The organism is Escherichia sp. 94.0001 (assembly GCF_013369155.2).
GTDB classification, from domain to species: Bacteria; Pseudomonadota; Gammaproteobacteria; order Enterobacterales; family Enterobacteriaceae; genus Escherichia; species Escherichia coli_F.
Genome location: NZ_JABWMS020000021.1, coordinates 15,461 through 38,954, shown reverse-complemented (window position 1 = coordinate 38,954; position 23,494 = coordinate 15,461). Strand labels below are relative to the sequence as shown.

At 49.4% G+C, this 23,494-nt stretch carries 20 protein-coding genes; 15 read left to right on the top strand and 5 right to left on the bottom strand.

The features are described from left to right. Window positions 1–3 precede the first annotated feature (3 nt). Window positions 4–1,548, bottom strand: a complete 1,545-nt coding sequence (gene malF / locus HEN33_RS12365; RefSeq protein WP_001353545.1) for a maltose ABC transporter permease MalF — start codon at window positions 1,546–1,548, stop codon at window positions 4–6. Window positions 1,549–1,701: 153 nt separating this feature from the next. Then, entirely contained in the window at window positions 1,702–2,892 is a 1,191-nt protein-coding gene (gene malE, locus HEN33_RS12360; protein WP_176262505.1) for a maltose/maltodextrin ABC transporter substrate-binding protein MalE, read from the bottom strand. Window positions 2,893–3,256: 364 nt separating this feature from the next. Here malE and malK point away from each other — a divergent pair, with 364 nt between their 5' ends. From malK to ubiA, 6 genes are all read left to right on the top strand, one after another. Beyond that, window positions 3,257–4,372, top strand: coding sequence for a maltose/maltodextrin ABC transporter ATP-binding protein MalK (malK, locus tag HEN33_RS12355; RefSeq protein WP_000179165.1), 1,116 nt, complete (start codon window positions 3,257–3,259; stop codon window positions 4,370–4,372). A 71-nt stretch (window positions 4,373–4,443) separates the two neighbouring features. Then, complete coding sequence (lamB, locus tag HEN33_RS12350; RefSeq protein ID WP_000973662.1) at window positions 4,444–5,784, top strand: maltoporin LamB; 1,341 nt, start codon at window positions 4,444–4,446, stop codon at window positions 5,782–5,784. 242 nt (window positions 5,785–6,026) lie between these two features. Continuing rightward, entirely contained in the window at window positions 6,027–6,947 is a 921-nt protein-coding gene (gene malM / locus HEN33_RS12345; RefSeq protein WP_176262506.1) for a maltose operon protein MalM, read from the top strand. A 228-nt stretch (window positions 6,948–7,175) separates the two neighbouring features. After that, on the top strand, window positions 7,176–8,759 hold the full coding sequence (locus HEN33_RS12340; RefSeq protein ID WP_183083433.1) for a SopA family protein: 1,584 nt from the start codon (window positions 7,176–7,178) through the stop codon (window positions 8,757–8,759). 217 nt (window positions 8,760–8,976) lie between these two features. Further along, window positions 8,977–9,474, top strand: coding sequence for a chorismate lyase (ubiC, locus tag HEN33_RS12335; protein WP_001353542.1), 498 nt, complete (start codon window positions 8,977–8,979; stop codon window positions 9,472–9,474). Window positions 9,475–9,486: 12 nt separating this feature from the next. Continuing rightward, on the top strand, window positions 9,487–10,359 hold the full coding sequence (gene ubiA / locus HEN33_RS12330; RefSeq protein ID WP_000455227.1) for a 4-hydroxybenzoate octaprenyltransferase: 873 nt from the start codon (window positions 9,487–9,489) through the stop codon (window positions 10,357–10,359). Between the two features lie 154 nt (window positions 10,360–10,513). Here ubiA and plsB read toward each other — a convergent pair whose 3' ends face one another. Beyond that, window positions 10,514–12,937 carry a glycerol-3-phosphate 1-O-acyltransferase PlsB gene (plsB, locus tag HEN33_RS12325; RefSeq protein ID WP_105277369.1) on the bottom strand — a complete coding sequence of 808 codons (2,424 nt, stop codon included), beginning with the start codon at window positions 12,935–12,937 and terminating at the stop codon, window positions 10,514–10,516. 170 nt (window positions 12,938–13,107) lie between these two features. Here plsB and dgkA point away from each other — a divergent pair, with 170 nt between their 5' ends. The 4 genes from dgkA (at window position 13,108) to HEN33_RS12305 (ending at window position 15,917) form a co-directional block, all read left to right on the top strand. Next, window positions 13,108–13,476 (top strand): diacylglycerol kinase, encoded by a 369-nt coding sequence (gene dgkA, locus HEN33_RS12320; protein ID WP_000002907.1) that lies wholly within the window; start codon window positions 13,108–13,110, stop codon window positions 13,474–13,476. 109 nt (window positions 13,477–13,585) lie between these two features. Continuing rightward, on the top strand, window positions 13,586–14,194 hold the full coding sequence (gene lexA / locus HEN33_RS12315) for a transcriptional repressor LexA (protein ID WP_000646078.1): 609 nt from the start codon (window positions 13,586–13,588) through the stop codon (window positions 14,192–14,194). A 72-nt stretch (window positions 14,195–14,266) separates the two neighbouring features. After that, complete coding sequence (dinF, locus tag HEN33_RS12310; RefSeq protein WP_001353541.1) at window positions 14,267–15,592, top strand: MATE family efflux transporter DinF; 1,326 nt, start codon at window positions 14,267–14,269, stop codon at window positions 15,590–15,592. 115 nt (window positions 15,593–15,707) lie between these two features. Then, window positions 15,708–15,917 carry a CsbD family protein gene (locus HEN33_RS12305; protein ID WP_001030595.1) on the top strand — a complete coding sequence of 70 codons (210 nt, stop codon included), beginning with the start codon at window positions 15,708–15,710 and terminating at the stop codon, window positions 15,915–15,917. Window positions 15,918–15,958: 41 nt separating this feature from the next. Here HEN33_RS12305 and zur read toward each other — a convergent pair whose 3' ends face one another. Beyond that, on the bottom strand, window positions 15,959–16,474 hold the full coding sequence (gene zur, locus HEN33_RS12300) for a zinc uptake transcriptional repressor Zur (RefSeq protein ID WP_001353540.1): 516 nt from the start codon (window positions 16,472–16,474) through the stop codon (window positions 15,959–15,961). A gap of 316 nt (window positions 16,475–16,790) precedes the next feature. Here zur and HEN33_RS12295 point away from each other — a divergent pair, with 316 nt between their 5' ends. The 3 genes from HEN33_RS12295 (at window position 16,791) to pspG (ending at window position 19,570) form a co-directional block, all read left to right on the top strand. After that, entirely contained in the window at window positions 16,791–17,795 is a 1,005-nt protein-coding gene (locus tag HEN33_RS12295) for a DUF2713 family protein (protein ID WP_183083432.1), read from the top strand. A 361-nt stretch (window positions 17,796–18,156) separates the two neighbouring features. Continuing rightward, window positions 18,157–19,194 carry a tRNA dihydrouridine(20/20a) synthase DusA gene (gene dusA / locus HEN33_RS12290; RefSeq protein WP_001355080.1) on the top strand — a complete coding sequence of 346 codons (1,038 nt, stop codon included), beginning with the start codon at window positions 18,157–18,159 and terminating at the stop codon, window positions 19,192–19,194. Between the two features lie 133 nt (window positions 19,195–19,327). Then, window positions 19,328–19,570, top strand: coding sequence for an envelope stress response protein PspG (gene pspG / locus HEN33_RS12285; RefSeq protein WP_000891404.1), 243 nt, complete (start codon window positions 19,328–19,330; stop codon window positions 19,568–19,570). Window positions 19,571–19,735: 165 nt separating this feature from the next. Here pspG and HEN33_RS12280 read toward each other — a convergent pair whose 3' ends face one another. Continuing rightward, entirely contained in the window at window positions 19,736–20,719 is a 984-nt protein-coding gene (locus tag HEN33_RS12280) for a quinone oxidoreductase (protein ID WP_176263878.1), read from the bottom strand. Between the two features lie 82 nt (window positions 20,720–20,801). Here HEN33_RS12280 and dnaB point away from each other — a divergent pair, with 82 nt between their 5' ends. Both dnaB and alr read left to right on the top strand, forming a co-directional pair. Beyond that, on the top strand, window positions 20,802–22,217 hold the full coding sequence (gene dnaB / locus HEN33_RS12275) for a replicative DNA helicase (RefSeq protein WP_000918363.1): 1,416 nt from the start codon (window positions 20,802–20,804) through the stop codon (window positions 22,215–22,217). A 52-nt stretch (window positions 22,218–22,269) separates the two neighbouring features. Continuing rightward, window positions 22,270–23,349, top strand: coding sequence for an alanine racemase (gene alr / locus HEN33_RS12270; protein ID WP_176263877.1), 1,080 nt, complete (start codon window positions 22,270–22,272; stop codon window positions 23,347–23,349). The last annotated feature ends 145 nt before the right edge of the window (window positions 23,350–23,494 follow it).

Below are 23,494 nucleotides of genomic sequence, written 5' to 3'. Positions count from 1 at the left end.
CCCTTAATCAAACTTCATTCGCGTGGCTTTCAGGTTGACGATCGCCAGCGCACCCACCAGCAGGAAGATCAGCGTGGCAATTGCCGCCGCCAGACCGAAGTCCTGACCACCGCCGCCTTCAAAGGCGATGCGGTAGGTGTAGTTAACGAGCAGGTCGGTATAACCGGCTGGCGTGGTAGTGCCAAGACGATCCGGGCCGCCGTTAGTTAACAGTTGAATCAGCACGAAGTTGTTAAAGTTAAAGGCGAAGCTGGCGATCATTAGCGGTGTGAGCGGTTTAATCAGCAGCGGCAGCGTAATTTTAAAGAAGTTCTGGAATGGACCTGCGCCATCCATTGCTGAGGCTTCATACAGATCGTCCGGAATCGCTTTCAACAAGCCCATGCAGAGGATCATCATGTACGGATAACCCAGCCAGGTGTTGACGATAATCAGCATCGTGCGGGCAGTGGTCGGATCGCTAAACCAGGCAGGCTTCACGCCAAATAGCGCGCTCAACATCATGTTGATTTCACCGAAGCTCTGGTTAAACAACCCTTTGAAAATCAAGATTGAAATAAACGATGGCACCGCGTAGGGCAGAATCAGCAGGACACGATAGACCGCTTTGCCGCGCAACGCTTCCCACTGCACCAGACACGCCAGAACCATGCCGACTGCCACTGTTAAAAAGACGGTGATTAGCGAGAACACCACGGTCCAGACGAAAATGGCGAGGAACGGTTTCTGAATGCCTTCGTCGGTGAAGACGCGGGTAAAGTTTTTCCAGCCGGTGGTCACGGTGTAACCGGGGCTTAACTTTTCATCGCCCCAGTTGCCGTCGGCGGTAATGGACTGGTAAAAACCAATTTGGTTATTCGGCCGATATTTCACACCGCTCTGGTTATTCGTCAGCGTGCCGTCACCGTCGAGTGTGTAGAGCGGCTGCGTGCCAGAAAACTGGCGCAGGGAGCTCATCATCACTTTGTTACCATCCGGCAGAATGGCAGTAATGTCACTCAGTGCCTGACGATTCTGGGTAATCACACGCAGATTCGCGCGCTCGCCTTCAGGCTGGGCGGCTGTTTCTTTTAGTTGCAGTTTTTGCTCGCCGCCAAATTTAAACGCGTCGGAGAGGTAATTTTTGCCAGTTTCGCCGTCGCTGAGCGCCAGTTGCCACTCATCGCCCGCCGGGTAAAGACCAAAGTTATAGGTTTTGCCTGCTTGCCAGGAGCGATCTAACAATACTTCCTGCGCACGTTCAAAAGTCAGCTGGTTAGTGCTGCTGTAGTTGGTGAAGGCAATGGCGATGGTGCAGACCAGAGGGAAAAGGACGAATAGCCCCATCCCAGCCATACCCGGATAGACATAGCGCCAGGCGTAGGCTTTACGATTGGCGAAAATATAGAGCCCCGCTGAACTCAATATCAGCGTGGTAATGGCGAACAGGTATTCCCCTTGTGCGTACATTAAAACAACAAGGTAACCCACCAGCAGGCCGAGCAGACCTAACACTGACCATTTCAGCGCGTCGCTTTGCCACCAATGTTTCTTTTTAATGACATCCATGGGGTTCTTCCTCATTCCAGGACAGATAAAGCATTTACGCCTTATCCGACAACAACTGCCTGATGCGACGCTGACGCGTCTTATCAGGCCTACATACGTTTCGGTTTTGTAGGCCGGATAAGGCGTTTACGCCGCATCCGGCATTTCACTGCATTACTTGGTGATACGAGTCTGTGCATCTTTCAGCGCTGCATCCACAGTCTGACGACCGCTGGCGGCGTTGATCACGGCAGTACGCACGGCATACCAGAAAGCGGACATCTGCGGGATATTCGGCATAATTTCACCTTTCTGAGCGTTATTCATGGTGGCGGCAATACGAGGATCTTTCGCAAGTTCATCCTGATAGGACTTCAGCGCTACTGCACCCAGCGGTTTATCTTTATTAACCGCTTCCAGGCCTTCGTCAGTCAGCAGATAGTTTTCGAGGAACTCTTTCGCCAGCTCTTTGTTCGGACTGGCGGCGTTAATACCCGCGCTCAGTACGCCCACGAACGGTTTGGATGGCTGGCCCTTAAAGGTCGGCAGTACCGTTACACCATAATTCACTTTGCTGGTGTCGATGTTGGACCATGCCCACGGGCCGTTGATGGTCATCGCTGTTTCGCCTTTATTAAAGGCGGCTTCTGCGATGGAGTAATCGGTGTCCGCATTCATGTGTTTGTTTTTAATCAGGTCAACCAGGAAGGTCAGACCCGCTTTCGCGCCAGCGTTATCCACGCCCACGTCTTTAATGTCGTACTTGCCGTTTTCGTACTTGAACGCATAACCCCCGTCAGCAGCAATCAGCGGCCAGGTGAAGTACGGTTCTTGCAGGTTGAACATTAGCGCGCTCTTACCTTTCGCTTTCAGTTCTTTATCCAGCGCTGGGATCTCTTCCCATGTTTTTGGCGGGTTCGGCAGCAGATCTTTGTTATAAATCAGCGATAACGCTTCGACAGAAATTGGGTAAGCAATCAGCTTGCCGTTGTAACGTACGGCATCCCAGGTAAACGGATACAGCTTGTCCTGGAACGCTTTGTCTGGGGTGATTTCAGCCAACAGGCCAGATTGAGCATAGCCACCAAAGCGGTCGTGCGCCCAGAAGATAATGTCAGGGCCATCGCCAGTTGCCGCAACCTGAGGGAATTTCTCTTCCAGTTTATCCGGATGCTCAACGGTGACTTTAATTCCGGTATCTTTCTCGAATTTCTTACCGACTTCAGCGAGGCCGTTGTAGCCTTTGTCGCCGTTAATCCAGATTACCAGTTTACCTTCTTCGATTTTGGCGAGAGCCGAGGCGGAAAACATCATCGTCGTTAATGCGGATAATGCGAGGATGCGTGCACCTGTTTTTATTTTCATAATCTATGGTCCTTGTTGGTGAAGTGCTCGTGAAAACACCTAAACGGACTCTAGTTTCTTTATACGGCAACCTCTTTCCATCCTCCTTGCCCCTACGCCCCTCCGTTGCTTTGTGTGATCTCTGTTACAGAATTGGCGGTAATGTGGAGATGCGCACATAAAATCGCCACGATTTTTGCAAGCAACTTCACGAAATTCCTTACATGGTCTCGGGTTAGTTCACAGAAGCCGCGTTCTCATCCTCCCGCCTCCTCCCCCATAAAAAAGCCAGGGGGTGGAGGATTTAAGCCATCTTCTGATGACGCATAGTCAGCCCATCATGAATGTTGCTGTCGATGACAGGTTGTAACAAAGGGAGAAGGGCATGGCGAGCGTACAGCTGCAAAATGTAACGAAAGCCTGGGGCGAGGTCGTGGTATCGAAAGATATCAATCTCGATATCCATGAAGGTGAATTCGTGGTGTTTGTCGGACCGTCTGGCTGCGGTAAATCGACTTTACTACGCATGATTGCCGGGCTTGAGACGATCACCAGCGGCGACCTGTTCATCGGTGAGAAACGGATGAATGACACACCGCCAGCAGAACGCGGCGTTGGTATGGTGTTCCAGTCTTACGCGCTCTATCCCCACCTGTCAGTAGCAGAAAACATGTCATTTGGCCTGAAACTGGCAGGCGCAAAAAAAGAGGTGATTAACCAACGCGTCAACCAGGTGGCGGAAGTGCTGCAACTGGCGCATTTGCTGGATCGCAAACCGAAAGCGCTCTCCGGTGGTCAGCGTCAGCGTGTGGCGATTGGCCGTACGCTGGTGGCCGAGCCAAGCGTATTTTTGCTCGATGAACCGCTCTCCAATCTCGATGCTGCACTGCGTGTGCAAATGCGTATCGAAATCTCCCGCCTGCATAAACGCCTGGGCCGCACAATGATTTACGTCACCCACGATCAGGTCGAAGCGATGACGCTGGCCGACAAAATCGTGGTGCTGGACGCCGGTCGCGTGGCGCAGGTTGGGAAACCGCTGGAGCTGTACCACTATCCGGCAGACCGCTTTGTCGCCGGATTCATCGGTTCGCCAAAGATGAACTTCCTGCCGGTAAAAGTGACCGCCACCGCAATCGATCAAGTGCAGGTGGAACTGCCGATGCCGAATCGTCAGCAAGTTTGGCTGCCGGTTGAAAGCCGTGATGTCCAGGTTGGAGCCAATATGTCGCTGGGGATTCGCCCGGAACATCTACTGCCGAGTGATATCGCTGACGTCATCCTTGAGGGTGAAGTTCAGGTCGTCGAGCAGCTCGGCAACGAAACTCAAATCCATATCCAGATCCCTTCCATTCGTCAAAACCTGGTGTACCGCCAGAACGACGTGGTGTTGGTAGAAGAAGGTGCCACATTCGCTATCGGCCTGCCGCCAGAGCGTTGCCATCTGTTCCGTGAGGATGGCACTGCATGTCGTCGACTGCATAAGGAGCCGGGCGTTTAAGCACCCCACAAAACACACAAAGCCTGTCACAGGTGATGTGAAAAAAGAAAAGCAATGACTCAGGAGATAGAATGATGATTACTCTGCGCAAACTTCCTCTGGCGGTTGCCGTCGCAGCGGGCGTAATGTCTGCTCAGGCAATGGCTGTTGATTTCCACGGCTATGCACGTTCCGGTATTGGCTGGACAGGTAGCGGCGGCGAACAACAGTGTTTCCAGACTACCGGTGCTCAAAGTAAATACCGTCTTGGCAACGAATGTGAAACTTATGCTGAATTAAAATTGGGTCAGGAAGTGTGGAAAGAGGGCGATAAGAGCTTTTATTTCGACACTAACGTGGCCTATTCCGTCGCACAACAAAATGACTGGGAAGCTACCGATCCAGCCTTCCGTGAAGCAAACGTGCAGGGTAAAAACCTGATTGAATGGCTGCCAGGCTCCACCATCTGGGCAGGTAAGCGTTTCTACCAACGTCATGACGTTCATATGATCGACTTCTACTACTGGGATATTTCTGGTCCTGGTGCCGGTCTGGAAAACATCGATGTTGGGTTTGGTAAACTCTCTCTGGCAGCAACCCGTTCCTCTGAAGCTGGTGGTTCTTCCTCTTTCGCCAGCAATAATATTTATGACTATACCAACGAAACCGCGAACGATGTATTCGACGTACGTTTAGCGCAGATGGAAATCAACCCGGGCGGCACGTTAGAGCTGGGTGTCGACTACGGTCGTGCCAATCTGCGTGATAACTATCGTCTGGTTGATGGTGCATCGAAAGATGGCTGGTTATTCACTGCAGAACATACTCAGAGTGTCCTGAAGGGCTTTAACAAGTTTGTTGTTCAGTACGCTACTGACTCGATGACCTCACAGGGTAAAGGTCTGTCGCAGGGTTCTGGCGTTGCGTTTGATAACGAAAAATTTGCCTACAATATCAATAACAACGGTCACATGCTGCGTATCCTCGACCATGGTGCGATCTCCATGGGCGACAACTGGGACATGATGTACGTGGGTATGTACCAGGATATCAACTGGGATAACGACAACGGCACCAAATGGTGGACCGTCGGTATTCGCCCGATGTACAAGTGGACGCCAATCATGAGCACCGTGATGGAAATCGGCTACGACAACGTCGAATCCCAGCGCACTGGTGACAAGAACAATCAGTACAAAATTACCCTCGCACAACAATGGCAAGCTGGCGACAGCATCTGGTCACGCCCGGCTATTCGTGTCTTCGCAACCTACGCCAAGTGGGATGAGAAATGGGGTTATGACTACAACGGTAGCTCTTCAACCAACCCATACTACGGCAAAGCTGTTCCAGCTGATTTCAACGGCGGCAGCTTCGGACGTGGCGACAGCGACGAGTGGACCTTCGGTGCTCAGATGGAAATCTGGTGGTAATAGCAAAACCTGGGCCGGATAAGGCGTTCGCGCCGCTTCCGGCAATCAGCGCCTGATGCGACGCTTGCGCGTCTTATCAGGCCTACAACGGCTGTCAAATGTAGGCCGGATAAGGCGTTTACGCCGCATCCGGCATAAAAACAGGTTGTCATTATCTGAAAGGGGCGAAAGCCCCTCTGATTATCGGGTTTGGCGCGCTATTGCCTGGCTACCGCTGAACTCCAGATTTTGAGGTGAAAACAATGAAAATGAATAAAAGTCTCATCGCCCTCTGTTTATCAGCAGGGTTGCTGGCAAGCGCGCCTGGAATCAGCCTTGCCGATGTTAACTACGTACCGCAAAACACCAGCGACGCGCCAGCCATTCCATCTGCCGCGCTGCAACAACTCACCTGGACACCGGTCGATCAATCGAAAACCCAGACCACCCAACTGGCGACCGGTGGCCAACAACTGAACGTTCCCGGCATCAGTGGTCCGGTTGCTGCGTACAGCGTCCCGGCAAACATTGGCGAACTGACCCTAACGCTGACCAGCGAAGTGAACAAACAAACTAGCGTATTTGCGCCCAACGTGCTGATTCTTGATCAGAACATGACCCCATCAGCCTTTTTCCCCAGCAGTTATTTCACCTACCAGGAACCTGGCGTGATGAGCGCAGACCGTCTGGAAGGCGTTATGCGCCTGACACCGGCGTTGGGGCAGCAGAAACTTTATGTACTGGTCTTTACCACGGAAAAAGATCTCCAGCAGACGACCCAACTGTTCGACCCGGCAAAAGCCTATGCCAAAGGCGTCGGTAACTCGATCCCGGATATTCCCGATCCGGTTGCTCGTCATACCACCGATGGCTTACTGAAACTGAAAGTGAAAACGAACTCCAGTTCCAGCGTGTTGGTGGGGCCTCTATTTGGTTCTTCCGCTCCAGCTCCGGTTACGGTAGGCAACACGGCGGCACCAGCTGTGGCTGCACCCGCTCCGGCACCGGTGAAGAAAAGCGAGCCGATGCTCAACGACACGGAAAGTTATTTTAATACCGCGATCAAAAACGCTGTCGCGAAAGGTGATGTTGATAAGGCGTTAAAACTGCTTGATGAAGCTGAACGCCTGGGGTCGACATCTGCCCGTTCCACCTTTATCAGCAGTGTAAAAGGCAAGGGGTAATTACGCCCCACAGTGCTGATTTTGCAACAACTGGTGCGTCTCCTGGCGCACCTTTTTTTATGCTTATTTCCTGGGATATGAGCGATTTTTTATAGTACTTCGCTTCTTCTTCACTAAGAATGTGCATTATCTCAATGCCATATCAGAGATTCTTTTCCTATCCCCGGTAGTGTCTGGACGCTCAGGCTACTTTTCCAGGTTATTTTATTTCTGTAATACAGAGGTTTTATGATAGGTCATATCACAAATTCTGGCGGCAATAACTCTTTGATGAAACATGATGTGGTGCAAGGAAATAATAAATTAGATCTTGATTTACTACGTAATTTCAATGGGGTACCAGGGTTAAATCGAGAAAATTTTATTTATATCAGCAATATATTTTTAAATATAAAACAACGGAACGAAAAAAAGCATTCAATAAATATGTTTCGTGAAGTCTCAATCAGTAATGATATTATAAGCGTAAAATTTTATAGAAATGAAAAAATAGAATGTGCTTGTGATTTTCTGATGGATAAAGATGCGCAGGGGTATATCGACCTGTCTGATTTGGATTTAACAAGTTGCCATTTTAAAGGTGACGTTATTTCGGAGGTATCTTTTTTATCGTCAAATCTACAACATGCAACTTTCGAATGTAAAGAAATTGAGAATTGCAATTTTACTAAGGCAACAGTTAATAATGTCATATTTAAATGTCGACGTTTACACAATGTGATTTTTCTCAAAACGAGTGGCGAATGTGTTGATTTTAGCCAAAATATTCTTGATACCGTTGACTTCTCGCAGAGTCAACTTGGTCATAGTAATTTTCGCGAATGTCAGATTAAAAATTCAAACTTCGATAATTGTTATCTTTATGCTTCGCACTTCACCAGAGCAGAATTTCTTTCTACCAAAGAAATATCATTTATTAAATCGAATCTGACAGCTGTTATGTTTGATCATGTGCGAATGTCGACAGGGAATTTTAAAGACTGCATTACAGAGAAATTGGCATTAACGATTGATTACTCAGATATATTTGGTAATGAAGATCTTGATGGTTATATCAATGGCATTATCCAAATGATTAATACGTTGCCTGATAATGCAGTGAAATTAAAATCCGTTCTGGCAGTCAAACTGGTGATACAATTAAAAATTCTTAATATTGTTAATAAAAACTTTATTGAGAATATGAAAAACACATTTAGTCATTATCCTTATGTGAGCAATCCAATTATACGTAGCTATTTATATCATGATGAAGATGATAAGTTCGATATTTTTATGCGTCAACATCGTTTTAGTAAGGTGAAATTTGATGTCACACAGATGAATACTTTCATTAATAGATTTCGTGTGAATAAATGGTTGATTGATCAAAATAATAATTTTTTTATCCAACTTATCGATCAGGCTCTACGATCATCGGATGAGATTATCAGAGAAAATGCCTGGTATCTTTATAAAGAGTGGATACGCAGTGATAATATATCACCTGTATTTAAAGAAGTTGACGATTATTTAAGAACATTTAACGCCAAGCAATTAACACAAAACGACAATATCTTTATCCTGTTTTCCTCTGTCGATGATGGGCCAGTTATGGTGGTAAGCTCCCAGCGCTTACATGATATGTTGAATCCTACAAAAGATACCCATTGGAAATCCCCCTATATCTTTAAATCCAGACATGAAATGCTGCCTGTTAATATTACTCCGGAAACACTTTTCGGCTCCACATCTCATGATGAACATGCGCTTTTCCCAATTTTTACTGCAAGTTGGCGAGCTATCCATAAAAAGAATAAAGGTGTTAAGTAAAGGAAAACATCACCATTCCTGGCATCCCGGGCGGTGATGCCCCTATGGTTGCTCTTGCCAGCACGGGCATCGGCAAGCGTAAGGTTCAACAGCGTTTTATCACTTCATGCGATTGTTGCGTTTTTGTTGCGCATTAGATCACTTAATTTGCTATACATCTCCCGTAAACACTTTTCTGCGATACAATGCCTTTACGTTATGTAACGGAGAGTTCGGCATGTCACACCCCGCGTTAACGCAACTGCGTGCGCTGCGCTATTTTACAGAGATCCCTTCCCTGGATCCGCAACTGCTCGACTGGTTGTTGCTGGAAGATTCCATGACGAAACGTTTTGAGCAGCAGGGAAAAACAGTGAGCGTGACGATGATCCGCGAAGGGTTTGTCGGGCAGAATGAAATCCACGAAGAACTGCCATTGTTGCCGAAAGAGTCCCGTTACTGGTTACGTGAAATTTTGTTATGTGCCGATGGTGAACCGTGGCTTGCCGGTCGTACCGTCGTTCCTGAGTCAACGTTAAGCGGGCCGGAGCTGGCGTTACAAAAATTGGGTAAAACGCCGTTAGGGCGCTATCTGTTCACATCATCGACATTAACCCGGGACTTTATTGAGATAGGCCGTGATGCCGGACTGTGGGGGCGACGTTCCCGCCTGCGATTAAGCGGTAAACCGCTGTTGCTAACCGAACTGTTTTTACCGGCGTCACCGTTGTACTAAGAGGAAAAAAATATGGAGTGGAGTCTGACGCAGAATAAGCTGCTGGCGTTTCATCGCTTAATGCGTACGGATAAGCCAATTGGCGCGTTACTGCTGCTCTGGCCAACATTATGGGCGTTGTGGGTGGCGACACCGGGCGTTCCCCAGCTCTGGATCCTGGCGGTGTTTGTCGCGGGTGTCTGGCTGATGCGCGCTGCCGGATGTGTTGTGAATGATTATGCTGACCGCAAGTTCGATGGTCATGTTAAGCGCACGGCGAACCGACCACTTCCCAGCGGCGCGGTAACAGAGAAAGAGGCGCGCGCGCTGTTTGTCGTGCTGGTACTGATTTCGTTTTTACTGGTGCTGACGCTAAATACGATGACCATTCTGTTGTCGATTGCCGCGCTGGCGCTGGCGTGGGTGTACCCGTTTATGAAGCGGTATACCCATCTACCGCAAGTGGTGCTGGGGGCGGCGTTTGGCTGGTCGATTCCAATGGCTTTTGCCGCTGTGAGTGAGTCGGTGCCGTTGAGTTGCTGGTTAATGTTCCTCGCCAATATTCTCTGGGCGGTGGCTTACGACACGCAGTATGCGATGGTTGACCGCGATGATGATGTGAAGATTGGCATTAAATCCACCGCAATCCTGTTCGGCCAATACGATAAATTGATTATTGGTATTTTGCAGATTGGCGTACTGGCGCTGATGGCGATCATCGGTGAGTTAAATGGCTTAGGCTGGGGATATTACTGGTCAATTCTGGTGGCTGGCGCGCTGTTTGTTTATCAACAAAAACTGATTGCCAACCGTGAGCGAGAAGCCTGCTTTAAGGCATTTATGAATAATAACTATGTTGGCCTGGTGCTGTTTTTAGGGCTGGCAATGAGTTACTGGCATTTCTGATGATGTAAAAAAGCCGGATGATCATCCGGCTTTCTTCTGGGCTGGCTGATGCGCTGCGCTTCTCAGGCCTACACAACATATCGCAATTTATTGAATTTGCAGATCATGGTAGGCCGAATAAGGCGTTTGCGCCGCATCCGGCAATTCTCACTGATTACCCTTCGCCCTGCGTCGCACTCTCAATCGTCAAACGCACGTCTGATGTAATCAACTCCGCCAACAACTGATACACCTTCATCGTTTCTGCCGGTTCGGCGTCGCCGCTATCGCTGATATACCCTTCATCACGCAGTGTCAGCACCAGAGAACTGAACACCGCCTTGTCGAAGAACTCCGGCGCATTGATACCGTGCAGCACGGAGAGACGTTGCGCGACGGTGCGGCTCTCTTTCTCCAGCGTACCGCGGTTGATCGACGGGTTGGCGCTCAACAGCCAGAAGGTGATGGCATAACGTTGCAGCGTTTCGCGCGCGCCTGCGGCCAGCAGCTGTAGCGTGCGAGAATGCGCCGGGTTGATATGCAATTCATTATCTTGCAGGGTAATCAGTCCCTGGCGCTGCATCTCATTTGCCAGCGCATCAATAACGCCCGGCAACTCGTCGCGATCCCAACGCAGGAACAGCTCCGCTTTCAGCATGGGGTAAAGCACATTGACGTGCTCCATCAATACGTCACGGGAGATGTGGCGATGCTGGGTGACAATTGCCGCCATCAACGAAGGCAGCACCAACATATGCGCAATGTTATTGCGATAGTAGGTCATCAACACTGCTTGTTCGCGCGGCAGAATGATGATGTCGCCGATAGTGTCTTTCTCGACTTCAAACTTGTTCATTTGCAGCGCGTGATCGATAAGCTCGCTGGCGCTGGCTGAAGGAACAGTAGAGTCCGTGGAGTAAGGTACATTGCGCATCAGATCCAGGTAGCAGTTGAGTTGCTCGGTTAACTGCTCGCGGGTGAGTGAGCGCTGACGTGACGCCAGAAGCGCAGTACAGCACAGGTTCATGGCGTTTGCCGCGCCTGCGTTGTTAATGCGTACCATCAGATCGGCAGCAATATTATTGACCGTCGGCGTTAACCAGGCCGGACGCACCGCTTCGATGGGATCGATAGATTCACGCCAGTCAGGTACATGCTGGTTAAGGTAGGTCATCAACGGCATTGGTTCACCGAAGTTGACGTAACCCTGACCGAGATTACGTAGCTTGCTTAACCCGCGCAGCATCTGCGGCAAACTCTCTTTCTCTTTCGTCGCACCGCGCAGTTCTTTGGCGTAAGTACCCACTTCCATGACATGCTCATACCCGATATAGATCGGAATCAACGTAATCGGACGCGTACCGCCACGCAGCATCGCCTGAATGGTCATCGACAGTGTACCGGTTTTCGGGTCAAGCAAACGCCCCGTACGGGAACGACCGCCTTCTACAAAGTACTCGACGGAATAACCACGGCTGAACAGTTCGCCGAGATACTCACGGAAAACGGTGGAGTAGAGTTTATTGCCTTTAAAAGTACGGCGAATGAAGAACGCACCCAGACGGCGGAAAATCGGCCCGGCAGGCCAGAAGTTCAGGTTGATCCCGGCGGCGATATGCGGTGGCACCAGCCCCTGGTGATAGAGCACGTAAGAAAGCAGCAGGTAGTCCATGTGACTGCGGTGGCAAGGCACATATACCAGCTCATGACCGTCATGAGCCAGCTGGCGAACGCGCTCAGCGTTATGGACGTTAATGCCCTGATAAAGTCGGTTCCAGGTGAAGCCCAGAATACGGTCAGTCAGGCGAATCATCTCGTAAGAGAAATTCGCCGCAATCTCTTCCATCAGTGCAATGGCGTTCTGCTGCGCTTTTTCATGGGAGATTTTTTTGCTGCGCGCTTCATCTTCTACCGCTTTGGCAATGGCGCGGGAGGCGAGCAGCTTATTAAACAGATCCTGACGGGCAGGAAGACGTGGACCTACGGCAGCCAGACGCTGACGAGCAAAGTGCATACGTGCCACGCGCGCCAGTTTCTGCGCGATAGTTTTATCCGTGCCGTGTTCATCGGCCATGCGGCGCAGAGAAACTGACGGTGAGAAACGCACAAAACTGTCGCGACCGAGCCACAGTACGGCGAAAAATTTCTGCACGCCATTTAGCATACGCAGCGGTGGGTTCACTTCACCTTTTTCCCGCCCAGGCGCGCGACCGAACATCACCGATACTGGCACCATCTGCACATCCAGATTTGGATTGCTACGATGCAAATCAAGATAGTCGTGGAACAGCTTAATGGACTCTTCTTTCGGTGTGTAATAGGTGAAAACACGCGGCCCGCCGTGAATGAACACATAGCGCGGCAGTAGCGTGCCGTCAATCTCCAGCGGCTCTAAGGGGTCAGGCAGGTCATGTGCCAGACACTGGGCGCGCAACGTCAGCAAATCTGCTTTCGAGTTGTACGGTAAAACGTACATAATTGGACGAGAGGTATCCAGTCCCAGTTCCGGGGCAGGATCTGCCGGAATAGACTTGCTTTTTACCAGGATGCTTAATGGTAAATTCAGTAATTTGTAGTAAATTCGTGGCCAGCCGGACATAAACGATGTAAAGCCTCTGGTTAATAATGCAAATGCGCGGCAAGGATAGCAGAAACTCATGGGAAATTCTGTGGTATCCGCTCATGTTTCGCGCGGCGTTACGCAAACCCGAATCATCGGATTTAACGGTACACTGATATTGACGCTCATAATGTAAAAAGGTTCTTTCAATGGCCAATAATACCACTGGATTCACTCGAATTATCAAAGCTGCTGGCTATTCCTGGAAGGGGTTACGCGCGGCATGGATCAACGAAGCGGCATTCCGTCAGGAAGGCGTAGCGGTATTGTTGGCGGTGGTCATCGCCTGCTGGCTGGATGTGGACGCGATTACTCGCGTGCTGCTTATCAGCTCCGTCATGCTGGTGATGATTGTGGAAATTCTCAATAGTGCCATTGAAGCCGTGGTTGACCGAATTGGCTCTGAATACCATGAGCTTTCCGGACGCGCTAAAGATATGGGGTCCGCTGCGGTACTGATCGCGATTATCGTCGCCGTGATTACCTGGTGCATCCTGTTATGGTCGCATTTTGGATAACCCTTCCAGAATTCGATAAATCTCTGGTTTATTGTGCAGTTTATGGTTCCAAAATCGCCTTTTGCTGTATATACTCACAGCATAACTGTATATACACCCAGGGGGCGGAATGAAAGCGTTAACGGCCAGGCAGCAAGAGGTGTTTGATCTCATCCGTGATCACATCAGCCAGACAGGTATGCCGCCGACGCGTGCGGAAATCGCGCAGCGTTTGGGGTTCCGTTCCCCAAACGCGGCTGAAGAACATCTGAAAGCGCTGGCACGCAAAGGCGTTATTGAAATTGTTTCCGGCGCATCACGCGGGATTCGTCTGTTACAGGAAGAGGAAGAGGGGTTGCCACTGGTAGGTCGTGTGGCTGCCGGTGAACCGCTTCTGGCGCAGCAGCACATTGAAGGTCATTATCAGGTTGATCCTTCCTTGTTCAAGCCGAATGCGGATTTCCTGCTGCGCGTCAGCGGGATGTCGATGAAAGATATCGGCATTATGGATGGCGACTTGCTGGCTGTGCATAAAACTCAGGACGTACGTAATGGTCAGGTCGTCGTCGCTCGTATTGATGACGAAGTTACCGTTAAGCGTCTGAAAAAACAGGGCAATAAAGTCGAACTGTTGCCAGAAAACAGTGAGTTTAAACCGATTGTCGTTGACCTTCGTCAGCAAAGCTTCACGATTGAAGGGCTGGCGGTTGGGGTTATTCGCAACGGCGACTGGCTGTGACATATCTCTGAGACCGCGATGCCGCCTGGCGTCGCGGTTTGTTTTTCATCTCTCTTCATCAGGCTTGTCTGCATGGCATTCCTCACTTCATCTGATAAAGCACTCTGGCATCTCGCCTTACCCATGATTTTCTCCAATATCACCGTCCCGTTGCTTGGGCTGGTCGATACGGCGGTTATTGGTCATCTTGATAGTCCGGTTTATCTGGGCGGTGTGGCGGTTGGTGCAACGGCGACCAGCTTTCTCTTTATGCTGTTGCTGTTTTTGCGCATGAGCACCACCGGGCTTACTGCGCAGGCTTATGGTGCCCAAAATCCCCAGGCATTAGCCCGTGCGCTGGTACAGCCGTTGCTGTTGGCTCTGGGGGCTGGGGCGTTAATTGCGCTACTGCGTACGCCGATTATCGATCTGGCGCTGCATATTGTTGGCGGTAGCGAAGCAGTGCTGGAACAGGCGCGGCGCTTTCTTGAAATCCGCTGGTTAAGCGCACCGGCGTCGCTGGCGAATCTGGTGTTACTTGGCTGGCTACTCGGCGTGCAATATGCCCGTGCGCCAGTAATTTTGTTAGTAGTCGGCAATATTCTCAACATAGTGCTGGATGTCTGGCTGGTGATGGGGCTGCATATGAACGTGCAGGGCGCTGCGCTGGCGACGGTTATTGCGGAATATGCAACATTGCTGATTGGTCTGCTACTAGTGCGTAAAATCATCAAAACACGCGGTATCTCCGGCGAAATGCTGAAAAAAGCCTGGCGAGGTAATTTCCGTCGTTTGCTGGCGCTTAACCGCGATATCATGCTGCGCTCGCTGTTGCTGCAACTCTGTTTTGGTGCGATCACCGTACTTGGCGCACGACTTGGAAGTGACATCATCGCGGTAAACGCGGTTCTGATGACTCTACTCACCTTTACCGCCTATGCGCTTGATGGTTTTGCCTACGCGGTTGAAGCGCATTCAGGTCAGGCGTACGGTGCGCGCGACGGGAGCCAGCTATTGGAGGTCTGGCGCGCAGCGTGCCGCCAGTCGGGGATCGTTGCACTGCTGTTTTCGGTGATTTATTTACTGGCAGGGGAACACATCATTGCGTTGTTGACGTCGTTAACCCAGATTCAACAGCTGGCCGACCGCTATCTTATCTGGCAGGTGATTTTGCCATTGGTCGGTGTCTGGTGTTATCTACTGGACGGCATGTTTATAGGCGCAACGCGTGCGGCTGAAATGCGTAACAGTATGGCGGTAGCAGCAGCAGGTTTTGCCCTGACGCTCCTTACGCTGCCGTGGCTGGGCAATCATGGTTTGTGGTTGGCGTTAACTGTCTTTCTGGCGCTGCGCGGGCTTTCTCTGGCAGCTATCTGGCAGCGTCACTGGCGCAACGGTACCTGGTTTGCAGCAACGTGACGGTTAAAAATTCTGAATAAATAATCCTGGGTAAAATTCCTGACTACACTTAATCTCACGTTCAGAAGAAAAGTGAGCGTACTCTCATTCACAACCTAACGATGAGGTCTTGATTATGAATAAAGATGAAGCCGGCGGTAACTGGAAACAGTTTAAAGGTAAAGTGAAAGAGCAATGGGGCAAACTGACCGATGATGATATGACGGTCATTGAAGGTAAACGTGATCAACTGGTCGGTAAAATCCAGGAACGTTATGGTTATCAGAAAGATCAGGCAGAAAAAGAGGTCGTGGATTGGGAAACCCGCAATGAATATCGCTGGTAATTAATCCCTTCTGCCCGACGTGTACAAGGATGTACGCCCTGTTAGCGAGATTTCTTTTTCACCTGAATAGAGTGGTCATGGTGGCACTGTTCAGGATGACGACACGCTTCTATTTCTACACATGCTGAACATAATCCATGTGCTTCAATCACATTATGCCGCAGGGCAAAACCCATTTTTGCCGCCAGCGTATGCATGATGTCCTCCACACCTTCCGCACACTCTTCTTTCACCGCACCGCAGCGATCGCAAATAAACATAGCTGAAGTATGCGTTGGCTGGTCGAACAGATGACAGAGCACATAGCTGTTGGTGGACTCAACTTTATGCACAAACCCTTGCTCAAGGAGAAAGTCTAGCGCGCGGTAAACCGTTGGCGGCTTGGCTTGCGGTTCAGCTTCGCGCAACAAATCAAGCAGATCATAAGCGCTGATAGCGCCATCCTGCAGACTCATCAGGCGTAACACTTCAAGGCGCTGCGGGGTCAGGCGCACATTACGCTGCGCACAGAGTTTTTCAGCCTGCGCTAATAATTCCTGCGTTGTGGTCTTTTCCATCGGGCACCTCAAGGTGTGGGTTAAGAATGTCCTTACTTTACCATGTTCCAGGAAAAACACCGAGAACCCTTATTGTTGTTGTAATGTTGATTTTCTGTTTCATAGGTAAGGTGTTGTATAGCCAGGTGACACCATTATCAACATGACAATAATTATTACTCCATTTTTAAATACATTGCTTGAAGTTAACTCGCTATTTATTTAAATGCGTTTGAAAGTATGCCTACAGATCAGAAATTATGAGCGGTTTTTGATAGTGACTTTTTGTCAAATGAATTATAAGAATGATACAGCTCGGTAAAAAGGTGGATAAATTATGTCAAGTATAATAGGAAGTTCAAGAGATTACTTTAATAAAAGCCTCAACTCAAATCAATACGATAATAAAAATGTAAGCTCGGAAAAACTTAAGGATATGTATAATAAATCGGTTGATTATGCAACGATGAGTAATCGCGCTGCGATTATTGCAAAAATAGATTTGTTTATTCAGAGGATTACCCATAATTTATGGACTGCAAGTGAAAAGAATGTTTCCTTAATTGGACGAATAAATGCTCTCAAAGATTGGGTTGACGAGTGTATTGTAGAGTGCACTAATGAGCAATTAGGTGATCGTGACTATATTTCTGCATTTGTAGAACGGGCGATTTTTCATTATGCGATGGATTTTGTTTGTAATCCAATGGAAAATAGCGATGCAACTCTAATAGACAGGTGTACTTTCGATGTAATAAATCAGAATGACCTTCCCTCCGCAATTCAGCTATTTTATGATAAACCCTATGGTAAAGTACCTGTAGCGTCATTACATCTAAAAACTGTAAGCGAAGGTTTTTTAAATTTGGAAAATGCATATAAAGCAAAGAACGATGCTCGCTTAAAACCCTTGGCTTCCCTTTTACTTTCATTCTCATATGGTAGTGCATCAGCTGATACCATAGCAACAGCACAAAGAGTTAATGATTATTGTGAAAACCACATAACAAGTAAGATAAAAATATTATCTCGTCAAGTGATGAAAAAAAGCCTGAGGGATATGAAAGAATTAGTAGATAAAAATGAACTGGATTTTAATTTAATTCTGAATGAGAGGAAAAAGAAGGCTGAAGAAGACAATAAAGACATCACAGACATTACAAAAATGCAGGCTGCAGGTGAGACGTTAATTAAATTCGTTCAATCATTTGACCCAGACTCAACGGGACCCATTGTAATTGGCAAAGATATGAATGACAAAGATATAAATGACAACGATCTCATTAACGAAGATATTATTAAGTTCATTTATGACCTATTCGGTATTGTGTTAAAAAAATAAAATGTGAATTTTCTCTGTAGTATGGAATTTTTTACATAAAAGAACCCAACATTGCTTGGGTTCTTTTTTATCTATCATTGCCATTCGCCGCGAGATAGTTCAACACGCTTTTATGTATGATTTTTTATTTATCGTCGAAACTGAATTGCTTATCATTGCTTTTCACAACGCTAACATCTAATAAGATTATTTCTTCAATTCGCGAGAGCGTCACGCTTTGAAGGGATCTCATTTTTCTTTTTCAAAGAGCCAGGCGCTTCCTGTTGTTATGGTATAGTACCCCGCTATTGAGCCTCCTGAACAGTGATGCTGAATAACATAACTCCATGATATATCGTTAAAATAATCTCTACTTTTGAAAATGCACGGTAATTCTGAAATGCAAAAAATCAACCAAACCAGCGCAATGCCTGAAAAAACTGACGTTCACTGGAGTGGTCGGTTTAGCGTTGCACCAATGCTCGACTGGACGGACAGGCACTGCCGTTATTTCCTGCGTCTGCTTTCCCGCAATACGTTGCTGTATACAGAAATGGTGACCACAGGGGCGATTATTCACGGTAAAGGTGATTACCTGGCGTACAGTGAAGAAGAACATCCGGTAGCGTTGCAACTGGGCGGTAGCGATCCGGCGGCGCTGGCGCAGTGTGCGAAGCTGGCAGAAACGCGCGGATATGATGAGATCAACCTGAATGTCGGCTGCCCGTCTGACCGGGTACAGAACGGCATGTTTGGTGCGTGCCTGATGGGCAATGCGCAGCTGGTTGCCGACTGCGTGAAAGCGATGCGCGATGTCGTATCGATTCCGGTGACGGTGAAAACGCGTATTGGCATCGATGACCAGGACAGCTATGAATTTCTCTGCGATTTCATCAACACCGTTTCCGGCAAAGGCGAGTGTGAGATGTTCATCATCCACGCACGTAAAGCCTGGCTTTCTGGGTTAAGCCCGAAAGAAAACCGTGAAATCCCGCCGCTCGATTATCCGCGCGTTTATCAACTGAAGCGTGACTTTCCGCATCTGACGATGTCGATTAACGGTGGCATCAAGTCGCTGGAAGAGGCTAAAGCACATTTGCAACATATGGATGGCGTGATGGTCGGGCGCGAAGCGTATCAGAATCCAGGCATTCTGGCGGCGGTAGACCGAGAGATCTTTGGTTCTTCGGATACCGATGCCGATCCGGTGGCGGTGGTGCGTGCCATGTATCCGTACATTGAGCGTGAACTCAGCCAGGGGACGTATCTCGGCCATATTACCCGGCATATGCTGGGCTTGTTCCAGGGTATTCCTGGCGCGCGGCAGTGGCGGCGTTATTTAAGTGAAAATGCCCATAAAGCGGGTGCTGACATTAACGTGCTGGAACACGCGCTCAAACTGGTGGCAGATAAGCGTTAACTTTTCACCAAAAAGTAGTCAAATTCACCACGCCCTGCGCACCGTCGCGGGGCGTTTTGCAGTTAAATCAATAGATTATTTTTGGCATGATTCTTGTAATGCCAGCAAGAGATTTCATATTTGGGAGAGCATCATGCTGGAACTACTTTTTGTGATTGGCTTTTTTGTCATGCTGATGGTCACCGGCGTTTCGTTGCTGGGTATTATCGCTGCGCTGGTTGTGGCGACGGCCATTATGTTCCTCGGCGGTATGCTGGCATTGATGATTAAGTTGCTGCCGTGGCTGTTATTGGCGATTGCGGTGGTGTGGGTTATTAAGGCGATTAAAGCACCAAAAGTGCCGAAATATCAGCGCTATGACCGTTGGCGTTACTAAGGGATTGTGCGGACGATCACAACCTAAGGTTTTATCCTTAGAACAAAATAGGAATTGATAATCAAATCTGTCACTATTGCGCCTCTAACAGATTCATCGTGCTGTACCCTACATACAGCCGAACTATAAAAAGAAAGGGCTTCCCAGGTGGAAGCCCTATTTCTTTTATGGAATCAACAGGCTGGAACCTTGCGTCGCCCGGCTTTCCAGAATCTCATGCGCACGCTGCGCATCCTTCAGCGGATATTTCTGTTGTTCGGCGACATCGACCTTAATCACACCGCTGGCAATCAAAGAGAATAGTTCATTACTGGCCTCGGTTAATTCCTCCCGCGTGGTGATATAGCCTTGCAGGGAAGGGCGTGTCACATACAGCGAGCCTTTCTGATTGAGAATGCCTAAGTTCACACCGGTAACCGCGCCTGATGAGTTGCCAAAACTCACCATTAAGCCGCGACGTTGCAGGCAATCCAGCGACCGTTCCCAGGTGTCTCTGCCGACGGAATCGTACACCACGCGCACTTTCTTACCGCCGGTGATCTCTTTTAACCGCTCGACCAGGTTTTCTTCGCGATAGTTAATCACCTGCCACGCCCCCGCTTTTAGCGCACTCTGCGCTTTTTGCGCGCTTCCCACGGTACCGATGAGCTTCGCGCCCAGGGCTTTTGCCCACTGGCAGGCAATCAAGCCAACGCCGCCAGCAGCAGCGTGGAACAGGAACTGTTCGTCGGGTTTAATTTCATAGGTTTTGCGCAGCAGATAATAAACCGTTAAGCCTTTCAGGAATGATGCCGCCGCTTGCTCAAAAGAAATTGCCGCGGGCAGAATCGCCGCTTTATCGGCATTGACGTTATGCACAGAGCTGTAAGCGCCTAATGCCGACTGTGCATAGACTACGCGATCGCCTGCCTTAATATGCTTTACACCACTGCCGACTTTACTCACGATGCCTGCCGCTTCGGTACCTAATCCGCTGGGTAGCGATGGCGGCGGATAAAGGCCGCTGCGGATATACGTGTCGATAAAATTGATGCCGATGGCTTTATTTTCGACCTGGATTTCATTCTCCGCCGGATCGGCAGGAGTGAACTCTACGGCTTGAAGTACTTCCGGGCCACCGTGCTTGTGAAATTCAATTCGTGTTGCCATGTGTCCTCCAGAACGTATCGTCAGGGTCTGCTTCATATGGTAAAGTTTCGACCCATTCTTTATCTCGGTAACTCCATTCACTATGGCAGGAAATAAACCCTTCAACAAACAGCAGGCTGAACCCCGCGAACGCGATCCACAAGTTGCCGGGCTGAAAGTGCCTCCGCACTCGATCGAAGCGGAGCAGTCGGTGTTGGGCGGTTTAATGCTGGATAACGAACGCTGGGACGATGTAGCCGAGCGTGTGGTGGCAGACGATTTTTACACCCGACCACACCGTCATATCTTTACCGAAATGGCGCGTTTGCAGGAAAGCGGTAGTCCTATCGATCTGATTACCCTTGCGGAATCGCTGGAACGTCAGGGACAACTCGACAGCGTTGGTGGTTTTGCTTACCTGGCAGAGTTGTCAAAAAATACGCCAAGTGCGGCGAACATCAGTGCCTATGCGGACATCGTGCGTGAACGTGCCGTTGTCCGTGAAATGATCTCTGTCGCGAATGAGATTGCCGAAGCCGGTTTTGATCCGCAGGGGCGAACCAGCGAAGACCTGTTGGACCTGGCTGAATCCCGCGTCTTTAAAATTGCCGAAAGTCGTGCAAACAAAGACGAAGGGCCGAAGAACATCGCCGATGTGCTCGACGCAACCGTGGCGCGTATTGAGCAGCTGTTTCAGCAGCCACACGATGGCGTTACCGGGGTAAACACCGGTTATGACGATCTCAACAAAAAAACCGCTGGTTTGCAGCCGTCGGATTTGATCATCGTCGCAGCGCGTCCGTCGATGGGTAAAACGACATTTGCGATGAACCTCGTCGAAAACGCGGCGATGTTGCAAGATAAACCGGTACTTATCTTCTCTCTTGAGATGCCATCAGAACAGATTATGATGCGTTCTCTGGCGTCGCTGTCGCGCGTTGACCAGACTAAAATTCGTACCGGGCAACTGGATGATGAAGACTGGGCGCGCATTTCCGGCACGATGGGCATTTTGCTGGAAAAACGTAATATCTATATTGATGATTCCTCCGGTCTGACGCCCACAGAAGTGCGCTCTCGCGCCCGCCGCATTGCCCGTGAACACGGCGGCATCGGGCTTATCATGATCGACTACTTGCAATTGATGCGTGTACCGGCGCTTTCCGATAACCGTACGCTGGAAATTGCAGAAATCTCCCGCTCGCTGAAAGCACTGGCGAAAGAACTGAACGTGCCGGTGGTGGCGCTGTCCCAGTTGAACCGTTCTCTGGAACAACGTGCCGACAAACGCCCGGTCAACTCCGACCTGCGTGAATCCGGCTCCATCGAGCAGGATGCGGACTTGATCATGTTTATCTATCGTGATGAGGTGTATCACGAAAACAGTGATTTAAAAGGCATCGCGGAAATTATTATCGGTAAACAACGTAACGGCCCAATCGGGACGGTACGCCTGACCTTTAACGGTCAATGGTCGCGCTTCGACAACTATGCGGGGCCGCAGTACGACGACGAATAATAATTATTTTATGAATTAGGTAATTAAAGCAAACACTTATCAAGGAACACAAATGCAAGCGGCAACTGTTGTGATTAACCGCCGCGCTCTGCGACACAACCTGCAACGTCTTCGTGAACTGGCTCCTGCCAGTAAAATGGTTGCGGTGGTGAAAGCGAACGCTTATGGTCACGGTCTTCTTGAGACCGCGCGAACGCTCCCCGATGCTGACGCCTTTGGCGTAGCCCGTCTCGAAGAAGCTCTGCGACTGCGTGCGGGGGGAATCACCAAACCTGTACTGTTACTCGAAGGCTTTTTTGATGCCAAAGATTTACCGACGATTTCTGCGCAGCATTTTCATACCGCCGTGCATAACGAAGAACAGCTTGCTGCGCTGGAAGAGGCTAGCCTGGACGAGCCGGTTACCGTCTGGATGAAACTCGATACTGGTATGCACCGTCTGGGTGTAAGGCCGGAACAGGCTGAGGCGTTTTATCATCGTCTGACGCGGTGCAAAAACGTTCGTCAGCCGGTGAATATTGTCAGCCATTTTGCGCGCGCGGATGAGCCAAAATGCGGTGCAACCGAGAAACAACTCGATATCTTTAATACCTTTTGTGAAGGCAAACTTGGTCAACGTTCCATTGCCGCGTCGGGGGGCATTCTGCTGTGGCCACAGTCACATTTTGACTGGGTGCGCCCGGGCATCATTCTTTACGGTGTCTCGCCGCTGGAAGATCGCTCCACCGGTGCCGATTTTGGCTGTCAGCCGGTAATGTCATTGACCTCCAGCCTGATTGCTGTGCGTGAGCATAAAGCCGGAGAGCCTGTCGGTTATGGTGGAACCTGGGTAAGCGAACGTAATACCCGTCTTGGCGTAGTCGCGATGGGTTATGGCGATGGTTATCCGCGCGCCGCGCCGTCCGGTACGCCGGTGCTGGTGAACGGTCGCGAAGTGCCGATTGTCGGGCGAGTCGCGATGGATATGATCTGCGTCGACTTAGGTCCACAGGCGCAGGATAAAGCCGGGGACCCGGTCATTTTATGGGGCGAAGGTTTGCCCGTAGAACGTATCGCTGAAATGACGAAAGTGAGCGCTTACGAACTTATCACGCGCCTGACTTCAAGGGTCGCGATGAAATACGTGGATTAATCGTTCTGTAATATCTGATTATCTGTGCCGGATGTGGTATGAATGCCTATCCGGCTAATAAAATCTTACTAATTCAATAAATTGATATTATTTCATGCTGTTATAAAGGTCGTGCCTCTGGCGAATGTGCGTTTGTCATTGGTCA